The organism is Shimia biformata, assembly GCF_016888515.1.
GTDB classification, from domain to species: domain Bacteria; phylum Pseudomonadota; class Alphaproteobacteria; order Rhodobacterales; family Rhodobacteraceae; genus Shimia_A; species Shimia_A biformata.
Map to the genome: position 1 here is coordinate 2,446,309 of NZ_JAFEJK010000001.1, position 15,817 is coordinate 2,462,125.

Sequence of the window (15,817 nt, forward strand, 5' to 3'; positions counted from 1 at the left end):
CGATCAGCTCCTCACCACAAGGACGTGCGCGACAGGCGCTTGGAAATCGTGTTGGCCGTCATGACCAGGACAAAGGCGACGACGGCGTTGAACAGCCCCGCGGCGGCGGCCAGGTCGTATTGCCCTCCGACAATCCCCTGTCGGTAGATGAAGGTATTGACGACGTCGGCGGTCTCGTAGGTGGCGGGCTGATAGAGCAGAATGATCATCTCGAAGCTGACTTCCATCAGGTTGCCGATGCGGATGATCAGCATGATGATGATGGTCGGCATGATCGACGGAATGGTGATCTTCCACATCATTTGCCAGCGGCTGGCGCCGTCAACGACCGCGCTTTCATAAAGCGACGGGTTCACGCCGGCGATGGCCGCAAGGAACACGATCGACTGAAACCCCGCCTCCTGCCAGATTGTTGTTCCCACGAAGATCGGGCGGAACCATTCCGGCTTGGTCAGGAAATAGACCGGCTCGAGTCCGAGCCATTGCAGAAACGTGTTCACGATACCGGCCGACGGCGAGAAGGCTGTGATCACGATGCCCGCAATGATCACCGACGAGATGAAGTGCGGCAGGTACACGATGGTTTGCGCGGTGCGCTTGAAGGTATCTTTCAGGATCTCGTTGAACATCAGCGCCAGGATGATCGGCATCGGAAACCCGATCAGCAGCGACAAGGCGCTGATCTTGATGGTGTTCCAGACCGCCCGCACAAACTGATCCGACGCGAAAAGGGTCTCGAAATGTTCAAACCCGATCCACGGGCTGCCTTCGATCCCGCGGAAAATCGAGTAATCCTTGAAGGCGATCTGCAACCCGTACATGGGCTTGTAGAGAAACACCAAGATCCAGATGACCGTCGGGGCCAGAAGCAGGTAGACCTGCCAGTCCTGCCTGAGACGAAACAGGAAACGCGCCAGGGCCGCCCCAAGGCGGGCTTTTGCCGCGCCGGGCACCCTGGCGTCCTGTTCCCGGGCCGGCGGGGTGTCTTCGGCCCGCATCATGCCCCCTCTCCTGCCGTGTACCCATAAGCCTTCTGAGTCTGGCCGTCGAAAACCTTGATCCGGTCTGTCTGGAAGTGGAACTGATCGACGCCGCTCAGATGATCGACCCCGTCATGGGTCTCGACCTTCACGACAAATGGCGTGTCCGAAATCGTTGCATGCAACAGGGCTTCGGACCCCAGCGTTTCCACAAGGTCCAGATCGACCCGGACCGGGGTGCCCGGCTTGCCATTGTCCAGCGTGACATGTTCGGGCCGGATCCCGACGATGATTTCCCGGCCAACCGCGTTCTGCAACTCTTTCAGCGGCGGCAGCGTGATCAGCTGGTCCGCAACCCGAGCGACAGGCGCGCCCTGCCCGGCTTCCACAACCCCTTTCAGCTGGTTCATGGGCGGCGACCCGATAAACCCGGCCACGAAAGTGTTGATCGGATTGTTGAACAGCTCCATCGGCGTCCCGATCTGCTCGATCCTGCCGTTTGCAAGAACCACGATCCGGTCAGCCAGCGTCATGGCCTCGGTCTGATCGTGGGTGACATAGAGGCTGGTCACGCCAAGACGTTTGTGCAGGCGCTTGATTTCCGCCCGCATTTGGGTGCGCAGCTTGGCGTCGAGGTTTGACAGGGGTTCGTCAAAGAGGAAGACCTTGGGATGCCGGACAATCGCACGCCCCATGGCGACGCGCTGACGCTGGCCCCCGGACAGATCCGCCGGGCGCCGCTCGAGATAGGGCGTCAAACCCAGGATCTCGGCCACTTCCTTGACCGACTGGGCGATCTGTTCTTTCGGCACCTTCCGAATCCGCAGACCAAAGGCGATGTTTTCCGCGACGTCGAGATGCGGATAAAGCGCGTAGTTCTGGAACACCATTGCCACGTCGCGATCTTTCGGCGCGACGCGGTTCACCACACGACCGTCAATTGTCAGCGTGCCGCCGGAAATCTCTTCAAGCCCCGCGACCATCCGCAGGCAGGTCGACTTGCCGCAACCGGACGGGCCGACCAGCACGACAAATTCCTTGTCCTTGATCTGCAGATCGACGCCATGGACGACTCTAATCGCACCATATTCCTTGATGATGCCATCTAGCTGAACTCCTGACATAGCCCCTCCTGTGCGCCTTTCTCTGCCGGTGAAAGACGGGTCTTGGTTCTCTTCCGATCGGCAATCGAAACAAAATTCCGAACAGCCGCTTCACATTCTAGTATACTAGTAGTAAATTCCTTTCAACCGAAATTCGCGATCCCACGCAAAACTAAAAAGGGGAGATCCATGCAGATTATCGAGGTGAAGGTCACGCCGCTGGCGGTTCCTGACGTCCCTCTGGCCAACACAAAAGGCGTGCATCAAACGGTTTTTCTTCGATCTTTGATTGAGGTCGTAACCAGCAACGGTATCGTTGGACTGAGCGAAACCTATGGCGCCAAGCGGACGTTGAAGGGCCTGAATCAGGTGGCCCCGCTGCTGGAAGGTCTGGACCCTTATGACCTGCGCGACCTGCGCCGCAGAATCGATTCAGCGATCCCCGCGAACCGGGGAATCAATGCGGCGACGGCCTTGACGGACCACAAGCTGGCCGATGTCGTCTATAGCGCCTTCGAGATCGCCATGCTCGACATCCAGGGCAAAAGCATCGGAAGACCGCTGTTTGACCTGCTTGGCGGCGCGGTTCGCAAATCCATCCCCTTTGGTGGCTACCTGTTCTTCAAGTTCGCTAAGCAGGATCTGACGTTCGGACCCGATATCATGGGCGAGGTCATGACGCCCGACGCGCTGATCGAACAGGCCAAGGAGTTCCGGGGAAAACACGGCTTCCAATCCTGGAAGCTGAAGGGGGGTGTCCTTGCCCCCGATCTGGAAATCGAAACCATGCTGAAACTGCGCGAGACCTTCCCCCACCACCCGTTGCGGATTGATCCGATGGGGGCATGGACCGTGGAAACGGCCAAACAGGTCGTCGATAAACTGGACGGCGTGCTTGAATACCTGGAAGACCCCTGCCGGGGCATGGATGACATGGCGCGGCTCTCGGCCATGATCGACATGCCGCTGGCCACCAACCTTGTGGTCGTCGAATTTGAGCAGATCATCGAGGCCGTCCGCAAGGACGCCGTTCAGATCGTGCTTGCCGATCACCACTATTGGCGCGGCGCGACGGGCGTGTCCCATCTTGGCGAAATCTGCCGTGCCGCGTCGCTTGGCGTGTCGATGCACTCGAACTCTCACCTTGGCGTGTCGCTGGCCGCCATGTGCCATGTGGCTGCCGCGACACCCAGCCTGACCTATGACTGTGACACCCATTATGCCTGGACAACCAAGGACATCGTCCAAGGCGGCCCGCCGCGTTTCGACGCGGGCAAGCTGCGTGTGCCGGAGGGACCCGGCCTTGGGGTGGAGTTGGACCAAGAGGCCGTCGCCGAATTGCATGACCTCTATAACCGGGCCATGATGGTCGATCGCGACGATACCGACGAAATGCTCAAATACGTCCCGGATTTTGTACGAAAGGTGCCACGGTGGTAACGAAATCAGGCAAGCCGCTTGGCGCGTTGCCCTTCAGGATCCTTGGCGATGCACGCGCCGAACTGGGCGAAAGCCCGGTTTACGATGACACCCGCGCATGTTTCTGGTGGGTCGACTGCGCCGGAAAGCAGCTGTTCCGCACCCATTGGTCGACGGGCCGGACGGATGTCTGGCACACGCCTGAACGGCCCGGTTTTGTCTGTCTGACAGATACGGGCAGCGTCGCGGTCGGGATGGAAACCGGGATATACGAGTTCGACGACCAGACCGCGCATTTTGCCGCAAAGGTCGCGCTGGACCTGAAGGGATTTCGGTTCAACGACGCGGTTGTCGATCCGGCGGGCATCCTTTGGACCAGCGTTCAGCAGATTGACGGACCGCAGGGGGCGGGCAAACTTGTTCGTGTCTCGGACCAAGGCAACATCGAGGTTCTGCGGGACGGGCTGACCTTTCCCAACGGCATGGCCGTCGATGCCGCCCGCGACAGGTTCTATTACTCGGATTCACATGCCGCACACCAGAAGGTCTGGACAATCCCGTGGAGCAGCGGCCCGACCCCGATTGAGGAACACCGGGTTTTTGTCGATTTCTCGTCCCGGTCCGGGCGCCCCGACGGGGCCGCGCTGGATTGCGACGGGAACTATTGGATCGCCGCCGTGGACACAGGCGCGATCGAGGTTTTTGCCCCCGACGGCACGCCGCTTGCCCATTACCAGACGCCCTTCGACAGCATCACAAAAATCGCGTTCGGAGGTCCCCGCCTGTCCCATGTTCTTGTCACTTCGAAAGGCGGCGACACGCCAAACGGCGGCGTTGCCATTGCGCATCTTGAAACCGGGGTTGAGGGGCAACCGCCAAGCCGCTGGCGGAAACCGGATGCCCGAACACCCCCAAATTCGCCACGAAGTCGAACACAGACACCCGGCATGTAAGTTCGTGGAACCGCCCGGCGGGACTATTTCGGATAGCCGCTCCGCGCCTGTGACGGGCTGGCCCCCGTCCATCGGCGATAGGCCCGCCGGAAACTCTGGGTGTCGTCGAACCCAAGCGCAAAGGCGATATCCCCGATCGGCATATCCGACGTGGCAAGGTAATCCTGCGCCAGCGCACAGCGCACCTCGTCCAGGATCACGCGGTAACTGGTGCCCTCGGCCGTCAGCTTGCGGCGCAATGTCCGCGAGGTCATGCACAGTTTCGACGCAACCGCCTCAAGGTCGGGGAAAACGCCGGGATTGCTGGTCAGTTCGTGATAGACGCGTCGTGTCATCCCGGCATCAAGCCGCATTTGATCAAGCAGGCTGGCGCAGGTCTGCGACACCTCGGTTGCGGTCACCTGGTTGGCCAGCTGCGGCGGCTGATCCAGCAGGTTGATGTCATAGCGGATCTCGTTATTGGCCTGCCCGAACCGCACGGCACATTGCAGATCGCGCGCCATGTCCCCGGCATGTGGCGTGGGCGCGCCGGTCAGCCCGACCCAGTCGGCGCGCATGGATGGCCCCATGATGTCCTGCAAAACATGTGCCGTGGCTGCGGTGTGGAAATCGCGCAGCACGATGGACTCAGGTTCACTGAACCCCATCTTGCGCAGATCGCCGCTGCCCACCGTCAGAAGAACCACACTCTGCCCGTCAACATGCCAGGACTGGTTGTCCAGCCCGCCTGTCAGTTTCTGAAACCGGATGCCGGTATCAAGCGCCGCGCGCAAGGTCGGGGCACAGAGCATGGCATAGCCGAACATGCCGTAAACCGACGCGCGGATGCGTTTGCCCAGAAGGAACCCGATGTCAGAGCGCCCGGTCATCTGCGCCAGGTTGCACAGAACGGTGGTGAACTGCGTGCTGGAGGTCTTGGTGTCGGGTGACCCAAGCTGTTCCACAGTCAGCCCCGTGCCCATCAGCGCCTGATCCGCCGACAGGTCCAATTCGGACACAAGGTCGAGCGCGAGCAGGATGCGAGCGGGCGATATACTATGCGGCGCGTCAAGAACAGGGCGTTTCATAAGCCTACAGATAGGCCCTATCTGGGGAAATTACCAGTGAAGGGGACGTCTGTCCAAACTGGTTCTGTCCAGCAATGACGACCCGACATTTTCGGACAATTCCAGATTGCCAGCCGGGGAACCGTTCGCAGATCGTCCGAAATGACCCTCTGATTGTCCGCTTTGAACCTTAACCGCCGCCCGGCCACCAAATAAATTTGGCACAGGAAACGGCCACTTGCAAAAGTCGCCGCCGCTCGTCCCGGACCCGTCCCGGACCCATGGGAACTGCCACGCGAAGTTTCGCCCCTGGTCCGCCGTCATCACAGCAGTCGCCGACTCCTTGACTGGCCTGCACCGAAAAAGGATATCCAAAGTGACTACAAAATCCGCCTTTTATGACAAGCTGAACGCCGATCTGGACGCGCTGCGCGCCAAGGGTCAGTTGCGCAGCGAATTCGAGCTTGCAACGCCACAGGGCGCAGAGATCACGCTGACCGACGGCACAAAGCTGCTCAATCTCTGTTCGAACAACTATCTTGGCATGGGCAATAACCCCGAGGTGATCGAAGCCGCCCACGGTGCGCTTGACCGCTATGGCTATGGCGTCGCCGCCGGTCGGATGCTGTGCGGCACCCAGGATGTCCATCGCCGCCTGCAACGTGTCATTGCCGATTTTGTCGGGCTGGAGGACGCGCTGCTCTACAACTCATGCTATGACGCCAACGGCGGGCTGTTCGAGGTTCTGACCGGCGAAAACGACGCCATCATCTCGGATGCGCTGAACCATGCGTCGATCATCGATGGCGTGCGCCTGAGCAAGGCCAAGCGGTACCGCTATGCGTCCTGCGACATGGATGAACTGGAACAAAGCCTGAAAAAGGCCGATGCGGAATGCAGCGGCATCAAGCTGATCATCACAGACGGGGTGTTCTCGATGGACGGGCTGGTCGCGCCGTTGGACAATATCTGTGATCTGGCCGACAAATATGACGCGCTTGTTGCCGTGGATGACAGCCACGGGACCGGGGTTGTCGGCGCGACCGGGCGCGGCAGCCATGAACATTGCGGCGTGATGGACCGGGTCGATATCATCACCGGCACTCTGGGCAAGGCCATCGGCGGCGCGGCCGGCGGGTTCACCGCGGCGCGTGCCTGCGTGGTGGAAAAGCTGCGCCAGACCTCGCGGACCTATATCTTTTCCAACGCCGTGCCCCCCTCGATCGCCGCAGGCGCGATCAAGGCGTTTGAACTGGCGGGCGAAGGCGGCAACGCCCGCACCGCGCTCTTGGAAAAGACCTCCTATTTCCGCGCAGGCATGAGGGCCGCCGGGTTCACCATTGGCGGCGAAGGCCATCCAATCGTGCCGGTGATGACGGGGGCCGACGACGTGACCTTTGGCCTGTTCAAAGAGGTGTTTGCAAACGGGCTCCTGGTCATTCCGATGACCTTCCCGGTTGTGCCACGTGGTCAGGGACGTATCCGCGTCCAGATCTCGGCGGTGCATGAAACCACGCATCTGGATCGCGCGATCGAGATCTTCACGGAGGCCGGTCGCAAGACAGGCGTGATCTGATGCAGGCGCTGGGAAAGCTGAAAGACGAGCCCGGAATCTGGGCCACGGAACGCCCCGTGCCTTCAATCGGGCCTTTGGATGTGCTGGTACGGGTGTGGACCACCGGCATCTGCGGATCGGACCTGACGATTTACAAATGGGGCGACATGGTCCGCCAGTTTGTCCCGCTGGGCACGGTCACGGGCCATGAGTTCGTCGGCGAGATCGTCGAGGTCGGCAGCGGTGTTGCACAGTACAAGGTTGGTGATCGGATCAGCGCCGAGGGGCATGTCGGCTGTGGCCACTGCCGCCTCTGCCGCGAGGGTCAGGCGCATATCTGCCCGGACGCGCGCGGGATCGGCGTGCAGCGTGACGGTGCCTTTGCCGAATACGTGTCGGTGCCTGCGACAAATGTCGTCCCTCTTCCTGCCAGCATTCCCGACGAGATCGCCGCGCTTCTCGATCCGCTGGGCAATGCGGTGCATACGGCGCTGAGCTTTGACCTTGTTGGCGAAGACGTGCTGATCACCGGCGCGGGTCCGATTGGCGTGATGGCGGCGGCTGTCGCGCGTCACGTCGGGGCGCGATCGGTCACAGTGACCGACATGAACAGCTACCGGCTTGATCTGGCGGCGAAAATGGGGGCCACCCGCACGGTCGACGTCTCGCAGGAATCGCTTGAGGATGTGCGCGAAGACCTGGGGCTTGAGGGCGGCTTTTCCGTGGGTCTGGAAATGTCCGGCGCAATCCCGGCGATCAACGGCATGATCGCGGCGCTGCGCAATGGCGGCCAGATGGCCCTGCTGGGCGTCCCTCCGGCGCAGGCCGAGGTCGACCTGTTCCGCGTGATGTTCAAGGGCATTACGCTCAAGGGCATCTACGGGCGGCGCATGTTCCAGACCTGGCACAAGATGATCGCGATGCTGGAATCCGGTCTCGACGTGTCACCGGTGATCACCCACCGTTTCCCGGCAAGTGAATTCGAACGCGGGTTCCAGACCATGGCGCAGGGCAACTGCGGCAAGGTGCTGCTGGACTGGCGCCAAATCGAGAGGGCATGACTTTGACGGCAATATCACTTGATCCCGCGCTGATCGAAAAACTGATCGCCGACCGCCACTGGCTGCACCAGCACCCAGAACTGGGTTACGAGGAATACGAAACCGCGGCCTATGTGAAAGCGCGGCTTGAGGCGCTTGGCATTCCATACGAGGACGGGATTGCCGGAACCGGGATCGTCGCCCGGATCGACGGGCGCGGCGATGGCGGCAAGGCCATCGGGCTGCGGGCGGATATGGACGCCCTGCCGATCACCGAGGAAAACAGCTTTGGTCACAAATCCAGGACACCGGGCAAGATGCACGCCTGCGGGCATGACGGCCACACCACGATGCTGCTTGGCGCGGCCGAGGTGCTTCAGGCCAGCCGCGATTTTGACGGCACGGTCTTTCTGATCTTCCAGCCGGCCGAGGAAAACGGCCGCAACGGGGCGGAAAAGATGCTGGCCGAGGGGCTGCTTGAGCGGTTCCCGATGGATGCGGTCTATGGCTTGCACAACTGGCCGGACCTGCCGGTTGGCACCGTCGGGGTTCTCAATGGCCCGGTCATGGCCTCGGGGTCGCTTCTGGACATCACGCTGACCGGACAGGGCGGGCATGGCTCTGCCCCGCAGGACGCCACCGCCCTGACCACCGCGCTGGCCCATATCGTGCTGGGGATCAACGGCCTTCTGGCCAATGCCCGCGACCCGCGCCATCGGATCGTGGCCACCCTGCCCTTCCTGCAAGGCGGCGACGCGCTGAATGTGCTGCCGGAAAAGGTGCGTCTGGCGGGCAGCGTGCGTTGTCTTGACCAGTCGGCACAGGACCGGTTTGGCCGCGACGTCAAACAACTGGCCGAAGGGATCGCCGCCGGTTTCGGCGCCCGGGCCGAGGTGATCTATCGCGAGGTGGTGCCGATCACCACCAATGCCCCCGCCTCGGCCGCACTGGTCCGCACTGCCGTCGCGGATGCGGGTCTGACCCTGACCACCGAAGAGGACGGGCTGCAACCGGTCATGGCGGGCGAGGATTTTTCGATCATCCTGCGCGACTGCCCCGGCTGCTACTTCCTGCTGGGACAGGGCAAGGGCGGCGAGGAAGAGCCGCTGCACTCACCCCGTTATGAATTCAACGACGACGTCATCGGGCATGGGGTGGCAATGTTCGACGCCATCGTGCGCCGGGCGCTGCCGTTGACCAACTGACACCGCGTTTCGACCGACTGTCGAGAACGCAACAACAAGGAAGGCAGAAAACATGGCGATCTATGATCTGACAGGCCGCGTCGCGATCGTGACCGGAGGTGCGCGGGGTTTTGGGCGTGCAATCTGTGAACGGCTGGCAGGGGATGGCGCGCATATTGTCGTCGCCGATATGCGCAAGGATCTGGCCGAAGCCACTGCCGCTGCGCTGCGCGACACCGGCGCCAAGGCGGTTGCGCTTGTGGCTGATATCTCGGACGAAGCGGCGGTCAACGCGCTGGTGGCCGACACGATCGACACCTTCGGCACCATCGACATTCTGGTCAACAATGCCGGCTACATGAAGGGCGACAGCCCCGCCGAGACCATTCCCCTGTCGGAATGGGACACGACCTTTGCGGTGAACCTGCGAGGCCCCTTCCTGCTGATGAAGGCGGTGCTTCCGGTGCTGCGCGAAAAAGGGTCGGGCCGTGTGATCAACATTTCGTCCTCGGCGGGCCGTCAGACATCGACTTTCGGGGGCGCGCATTACACCGCATCCAAGGCCGGGCTGCTTGGCCTGACCCGGCATGCGGCGCGGGAATATGCGCAGTTCGGCATCACCGTCAACGCCGTCGCGCCCGGCACTTTCCTGACCGAAGGTGCGAAGGAAGAAATGGAGAAGGTCGGCCTGGACGCATCCGCTGTCGAAGCCGCCCGGCAGGCCTGCCCGTCAAAACGCCTTGGCAAACCCGGTGAAGTCGCGGACGCGGTGGCGTTCCTGGCTTCGGATCAGGCGGCCTATATCACCGGCGCGACGATCGACGTGAACGGTGGTGACCTGATGATGTGACCCTCACCGGATCAGGGTCCGCCGACAACTGCGGCAGGCCGTGATTGCAATGCAACCGACGAAAATTCCAACCAACCCGTGTCAAGGAGGAGACAACATGACACTTTTCAAATCGCTGGCAACAGCCGGACTGGTGGCGCTGGCCACCGTTTCCAGCGCACATGCAGAAACCATCCTGAAACTGGCCACCGCCGCCCCCGAGCAGACCCCCTGGGGCGTTCAGGTGAACCGTCTGGCCGAACTGATCGCCAAGGAAAGCGACGGCCGCCTCAAGGTTGAGCCCTATTTCAACTCGCAGCTCGGCACCGAGAACGACACGCTGGCACAGCTGGCGCGTGGCCGGATCGAGATGGGACTGTTCACCGTCAACGCCGCCAGCCAGCAGGCGCCGGAAGTGGGCCTGATGCAGCTTTACGGCTATTTCGACAACAACGATCAGCGCGCCTGCGTACAGGACAATCACCTGACCGACGAAATCCGCGCCCGCCTGTCGTCCAAGGGCGTCTATTTCGGTGCCTGGGCAGAGGTCGGCAATGGTTACATCATGTCCGAGAAGGCACTCACCAGCCCCGACGATCTGAAAGGTCTGAAGATCGGCATTTCGGTCAACAAGGTGAACACCGAACATTGGCGCGCCTTCGGTGCCAACCCGGTGCCGCTGAGCCCGGGCGAGGTTGCCTCGGCCGCATCGACCGGCCTGATCGACATCTATCCGACGGTCTACACCTTCTACATCCCTTCGGGGCTGAGCAAAATCTACCCGGTTGTGAACGAATACAACTATGCCAACGGCCCCGGCATGTGGGCGGTCAGCCAGCGCGTCATGGACAGGCTGAGCGACGAGGACCAAGAAGCCATCAAACGCGCCTTTGCCGATCCTGCCTTCTCGTCCAAGGCGATCATGGACGAAATCTTTGCCTTTGAAGACAAGATGCGTGCGCTGCACGAGTCCCAGGGCGGCAAAGTTGTCACCATGACCGATGAGCAAGTTGCAGCCTTCCGCAGCAAACTGCCGCCGTTCTGGGAGGCCATGGTTGCCGAATTCGGCGAGGACGGCCCCGCCATCATGAAGCTGATGGAAGACGGCAAGGCCGCCTGCCAGGGTTAAACCGGCATAAACGATCAATGGCGCCGCCCCTTCAACTGGTTTGGGGCGGCGCTGGATAGAGCCGGCGCGGGGCAACGGACAGGCTTGGCCACAATCGACGCTGGCCTTGGCATCTGCCAACCGAACGTTACGTAAACCTTTTAGAAAATACAAAAAGGGTCCGAAAGCCGCAAAAAACCGAACATCTTTCCGGTTGCAGTCGATGGCCAGAGTAACGCACTATGCACGTGACTCTCGTCGCAGAAACATTGCAATCAGGTGATATTTTAAAGGCTCTGTGGCCGGACCGGGCACCAAACAAGAACCAGGTTCGTCGTTTCACAACAACGACATTTTCAAGAGGAAAGACAAATGGATCGTCGTACATTTCTAAAATCCAGCGGAGCAGCACTTGCAGTTGGGGCGATGCCCTCGGGTTTGCTGGCGCAAGCACAGCAACCGGCCCCCGTACTGATCCGCGGCGCACAGATTTTTGATGGTCAGAACGCTGATCTGATCTCCGGGATGGATGTCCTGATTGAAAACGGGATGATCTCGGAGATCGGCCAGAACCTGGCCGTGCCGGAAGGCACCGAAGACGGCCAGACCGCCCAGGTGATCGACGCCGACGGGCGGGTCCTGACGCCGGGTCTGACCGATGCCCATGTCCACATCATGTGGAACGACACAATCGACGAGCTGCTGTTCAACTCGCCGCATGAATACACCGGCGCCATGGCCGCCGAAGGTGCGCGCCGGATGCTGATGCGCGGGTTCACCACCGTGCGCGATGCGGGCGGTCCGTCCTATGGGTTGAAGAAGGCGATCGACAGCGGCGTGCTGCCCGGTCCGCGCATCCTGCCGTCGGGCTTCTTCATTTCCCAGACTTCGGGCCACGGTGACTTCGACCCGCGCCTGAACTATCTGTCGCCGCATTTCACCGGTCAGCTTGACCCGGCCTATCTGCGCGGCTGGACCATCATCGCCGACGGCGTGCCCGAAGTCCGCAAGGCCGTGCGCGAGAACCTGCGCTATGGCGCCTCGCAGATCAAGATCATGGGCTCGGGCTCGATCACAGGCGCCCATGACCCGCTGGACGTGACGGAGTACACGCTGGAAGAGCTGACCGCCATCGTGCAGGAGGCCGCGCATTGGGGCACCTATGCCACGATCCACGCCTATACCGATCAATCCATCCAAAACGCGATCAACGCCGGGGTGCGGTCAATCGAGCATGGTCTTTTTGCCTCGGAAGAAACCATGCAGATGATGAAGGACCATGACATCTTCTTCTCGACCCAGTTCCTGTCCTTCAGCGTGACGCCGGAAGTGGCGGGCATGACCGGATCAGCACTGCCGAAATTCCTGGAGGCGCAGGCCGGTGCGCAGAACGGCTATGAACGCTCGAAGGCACTGGGGCTGAAGATGACCTTTGGCACCGACATCCTTGGCAAGATCGACCTCGGCGCCTACCAGAGCCAGGAATTCACCGCGCGCACCAAGTATTACGAACCGGTGGATATCCTGCGTCAGGCAACGTCGCTGAACGCGGAACTGTTCAAGCGCAGCGGCAAACGTCACCCCTATCAGGATGGCGAGATCGGCGTGATCGCAAAAGGCGCCTATGGCGACCTGCTTCTGGTGAACGGCAACCCGCTTGAGGACATCTCGCTTCTGGCCAACCCGGAAGACGGGCTTGGCCTGATCATGAAGGGCGGGAAAGTCTTCAAGAACACGCTCTGACGAATTTGCAAAACCATGAACAGGCTCAGGGAACCAAGGGGCACGATATGACAAAAAAGCCGGGATTGGTCCCGTATTCACATCTGCTGACCGCCCTGGGCCTGTCTCTCGCCAGTGCTGCGCCCGCCTTTGCGGAAAGCGCATCGCAATCCCTGTCCGGCCCCGGCGCGACACAAAGCGTGCTGGCATCGGACAGCGAGGACAAGAACGATCTTCTGGGTGTGAACGGCCAGGAAACCTGGCAGGACCGGAAGACACGGATCAAGGATACCTACGGGCTGGATTTCGGCCTTGATTACAACGCGCTGGGATACAAGGCCTCGAACAGCCTGACCGGGCAGGACAATGCCGCCAGCGGCGCGTTCCGTCTGTTCGGGACCTGGTCGCTTGTCGACCCGGACGGGCCCAATACCGGCTCTCTGGTGTTCAAGTTCGAAAACCGCCATGCCTATGGCGCCATCCCGCCAACCGATCTGGGCGGCGAGCTTGGCTATGCCGGGCTGATCAGTTCGGTGTTCAGCGACCAGGGCTGGCGGGCAACCCACCTTTACTGGCAGCAGGATTTCGCAGACGGCAACGCGACCGTCTATGCCGGATGGCTGGATGTGACCGACTATCTGGACGTCTATGCCCTTGCCAGCCCCTGGAGCGGGTTCTCTAACCTGGCGTTCCAGACCGGGTCCGGCACCATCGGCGGCCTGCCCGACGGGGCGCTGGGTGTCATGGTCGGCGGGTTCCTGAGCGACAATTTCTATGCCGCGGCCAGCGTGGTCGACGCCAATGGCGACGCAACCGACCCCTTGGGTGGGTTCGACACGCTGTTCGGCGAAGGCGAGACATTCAAGACCGTGGAATTCGGCTGGACCAGCGGCGCGGATGCGCTGTTCCTGAACAATGCCCATATCTCGCTCTGGCAGATCGACGCCCGAAGCCAGGCCGGATCGAGCGAAGGCCACGGGATCGCGTTTTCCTATACGCAGGCGGTCAACAACCGCTGGCTTCCCTTCGTGCGCGGCGGCTGGTCCGAAGGCGGCGGCAGCCTCTATGAGGCCGCCCTCAGCGCCGGGTTCGGTTATTCCGAGGACCCCAGCCGTTCCATGCTTGGCGTCGGCGTCAACTGGAGCCGCCCGAACCGGGATACATTCGGCACGGCACTTGGCGACCAGACCACCATCGAGATTTTCAAGCAGGTGCAACTGACCGAAGGCGTCGAGATCACCCCCAGCATCCAGATCATCAAGAACCCCGCCCTTTTCCCGGCCGAGGATGTGATCACCCTGCTCGGCCTGAGGTTCCGCGCCGCGTTCTGACGGCAATCGCGACTGGTCCCCGAACATACCCGGCCTGCCCGCCCCGGCCGCAACCGGGGTCACGGTTAGTTGCACGACCGTCAGTGAAAACTCGCCTGAAATGTCGTTGCCGTCAGCGAGACATGGGCATCGAGCGGCGGGCGCAGTTCGAAGCCTTTGGCCTCGCGTGAAAACTGATAGAGCCGGAACAGGCACCATTCCTTGCGCCGCTCTTCGGCCACGGCGAGTTCGTTGCGGCTGATGAAAAACGGCGTGCGTTCCCAGCCATTCGTCGTCTTCACCTCGATCAGCCGCAGGCGGCCATCTGGCGCATAGCTGGCAATGTCATAGCCCGCACCGTCGCCATCCTCCTCGGACACCCATCGCACCTTGCGCGCCAGGTCATCTCGCCCGGCAGCATTGAGCATGGCCCGCTCATGCGCCAACACACGCTCCTCTCCGGCGCGGCCAAGGGCGCGGTTGCGCTCGTCCCGCCCGGCGACGTCAAACTTGGCGGCCACGTGCAGCATTTGTTCAAGTTCCTGCGGCGGTGGCTGGTTCGAAAGCGTCGGCGCCGGACCGACCCAAAGTGGCGCGGACTCATGCAACCCGGCGGGCGTTCCTGGCAGTCGCCCCGCCCAGGCAGGATTGACCGCCAGCCATCGCGCCACCGCATCAATCAGCGAGGTCTGGAAATTGAAGGCGGGCTTGTAGCCGGGAATCCAGTCCTCGCCCAGCCCCTTCAGAACCGCGCTGATATTCTGGTGTTTGAACTCGACCGATCCCCCGGAGCGGTTGTTCAAGAGCGGCAACAACATGCGCCGATGTTCGGCCTTGTTATAGGGCCGCCCGGCCAGATCGTCGGCCAGCATCGCGAAGTAATCCGCGACAATCAGATCGTTTTCTTCATCGGACCAGGGTGCTTTCGACATCGCGGCCCAGGCTAGGGGCGAATTTCGCGCTTGTCATCAAGCGTTTCACGGGTATGCGGGTAAAACTTGCGGTCATCCCCACGCTGTAACCCGCCATCAACCCAAGTCAAATTGTCTTCCGTCTAATCACCCAAGGTTTCCCACCAAAGGCATTGGGAACAGGAGAAAAGAATTGATGGAGTCGCCCTTGGAAGCGCCTGTAAGACCCACGCAAAAGGGAATAATGGCTTCACATTGGTGGTGATGGCGGTGCTGTCAGACGAATTCGAACCAGCCCTACAAAGAGTGTGACTCGAACCGGCTTTTTGGGAGGCAGATTGAGGTTATGGCACGACGCTACGCAACCGTCTTGGTCTATTCAAGCGCCATCGCTCTGACATGACGACATCGGACCAGATCGATGCCACCAGTTTCGAACGGATTCATGGCCCTCTTCGACGCCCCGCTTATTCAGACGGTCCTCCACATTTTGGAGCATAAGCGGGAAACCTGACACCACCATGCGGAAGATCTCCGAACTGGTTTTGAAGCAACGAAACGAAGAGAGTATTGAAAAAGCAGGACGCTGTATCAGCGCCCTGCCTGCTTCAACCGAAGGTCCTTGTCAGCACCCCATTGCCAGTGCCAAACAGGGGG

At 61.2% G+C, this 15,817-nt stretch carries 13 protein-coding genes; 9 read left to right on the top strand and 4 right to left on the bottom strand.

Annotated features, from left to right (window positions below; translation table 11 throughout):
* Positions 1 to 11: 11 nt before the first annotated feature.
* Positions 12 to 1,001 carry an ABC transporter permease gene (locus JQ863_RS11960; protein ID WP_204114492.1) on the bottom strand — a complete coding sequence of 330 codons (990 nt, stop codon included), beginning with the start codon at positions 999 to 1,001 and terminating at the stop codon, positions 12 to 14.
* On the bottom strand, positions 998 to 2,104 hold the full coding sequence (locus JQ863_RS11965; protein ID WP_204114493.1) for an ABC transporter ATP-binding protein: 1,107 nt from the start codon (positions 2,102 to 2,104) through the stop codon (positions 998 to 1,000). The genes JQ863_RS11960 and JQ863_RS11965 overlap by 4 nt, the downstream gene beginning before the upstream one ends.
* Before the next feature lie 168 nt (positions 2,105 to 2,272).
* Here JQ863_RS11965 and JQ863_RS11970 point away from each other — a divergent pair, with 168 nt between their 5' ends.
* Positions 2,273 to 3,523, top strand: coding sequence for an enolase C-terminal domain-like protein (locus JQ863_RS11970; RefSeq protein ID WP_204114494.1), 1,251 nt, complete (start codon positions 2,273 to 2,275; stop codon positions 3,521 to 3,523).
* Complete coding sequence (locus JQ863_RS11975) at positions 3,517 to 4,455, top strand: SMP-30/gluconolactonase/LRE family protein (protein ID WP_204114495.1); 939 nt, start codon at positions 3,517 to 3,519, stop codon at positions 4,453 to 4,455. Before JQ863_RS11970 ends, JQ863_RS11975 begins: the two co-directional genes overlap by 7 nt.
* Positions 4,456 to 4,478: 23 nt before the next feature.
* On the opposite strand, the gene JQ863_RS11980 is transcribed toward JQ863_RS11975, so the two are convergent.
* Positions 4,479 to 5,522, bottom strand: coding sequence for an AraC family transcriptional regulator (locus JQ863_RS11980; protein ID WP_204114496.1), 1,044 nt, complete (start codon positions 5,520 to 5,522; stop codon positions 4,479 to 4,481).
* Between the two features lie 355 nt (positions 5,523 to 5,877).
* On the opposite strand from JQ863_RS11980, the gene JQ863_RS11985 reads away from it, so the two are divergent.
* The 7 genes from JQ863_RS11985 (at position 5,878) to JQ863_RS12015 (ending at position 14,270) form a co-directional block, all read left to right on the top strand.
* Complete coding sequence (locus JQ863_RS11985; RefSeq protein WP_204114497.1) at positions 5,878 to 7,077, top strand: glycine C-acetyltransferase; 1,200 nt, start codon at positions 5,878 to 5,880, stop codon at positions 7,075 to 7,077.
* Positions 7,077 to 8,117, top strand: a complete 1,041-nt coding sequence (gene tdh / locus JQ863_RS11990) for an L-threonine 3-dehydrogenase (protein WP_204114498.1) — start codon at positions 7,077 to 7,079, stop codon at positions 8,115 to 8,117. Before JQ863_RS11985 ends, tdh begins: the two co-directional genes overlap by 1 nt.
* The gene (locus JQ863_RS11995; protein WP_204114499.1) at positions 8,114 to 9,301 is read left to right on the top strand and encodes an amidohydrolase; all 1,188 of its coding nucleotides are present in this window, start codon (positions 8,114 to 8,116) and stop codon (positions 9,299 to 9,301) included. Before tdh ends, JQ863_RS11995 begins: the two co-directional genes overlap by 4 nt.
* A 52-nt stretch (positions 9,302 to 9,353) precedes the next feature.
* Positions 9,354 to 10,130 carry an SDR family NAD(P)-dependent oxidoreductase gene (locus JQ863_RS12000; RefSeq protein WP_204114500.1) on the top strand — a complete coding sequence of 259 codons (777 nt, stop codon included), beginning with the start codon at positions 9,354 to 9,356 and terminating at the stop codon, positions 10,128 to 10,130.
* A gap of 97 nt (positions 10,131 to 10,227) precedes the next feature.
* Positions 10,228 to 11,238: a TRAP transporter substrate-binding protein gene (locus JQ863_RS12005; RefSeq protein WP_204114501.1), complete on the top strand. Its 1,011-nt coding sequence runs from the start codon at positions 10,228 to 10,230 to the stop codon at positions 11,236 to 11,238.
* A 351-nt stretch (positions 11,239 to 11,589) separates the two neighbouring features.
* Positions 11,590 to 12,960 carry an amidohydrolase family protein gene (locus JQ863_RS12010; protein ID WP_204115149.1) on the top strand — a complete coding sequence of 457 codons (1,371 nt, stop codon included), beginning with the start codon at positions 11,590 to 11,592 and terminating at the stop codon, positions 12,958 to 12,960.
* A gap of 47 nt (positions 12,961 to 13,007) precedes the next feature.
* Entirely contained in the window at positions 13,008 to 14,270 is a 1,263-nt protein-coding gene (locus JQ863_RS12015; protein WP_204114502.1) for a carbohydrate porin, read from the top strand.
* A gap of 80 nt (positions 14,271 to 14,350) precedes the next feature.
* On the opposite strand, the gene JQ863_RS12020 is transcribed toward JQ863_RS12015, so the two are convergent.
* Positions 14,351 to 15,181 (bottom strand): protein NO VEIN domain-containing protein, encoded by an 831-nt coding sequence (locus JQ863_RS12020; RefSeq protein WP_204114503.1) that lies wholly within the window; start codon positions 15,179 to 15,181, stop codon positions 14,351 to 14,353.
* Positions 15,182 to 15,817: the final 636 nt, after the last annotated feature.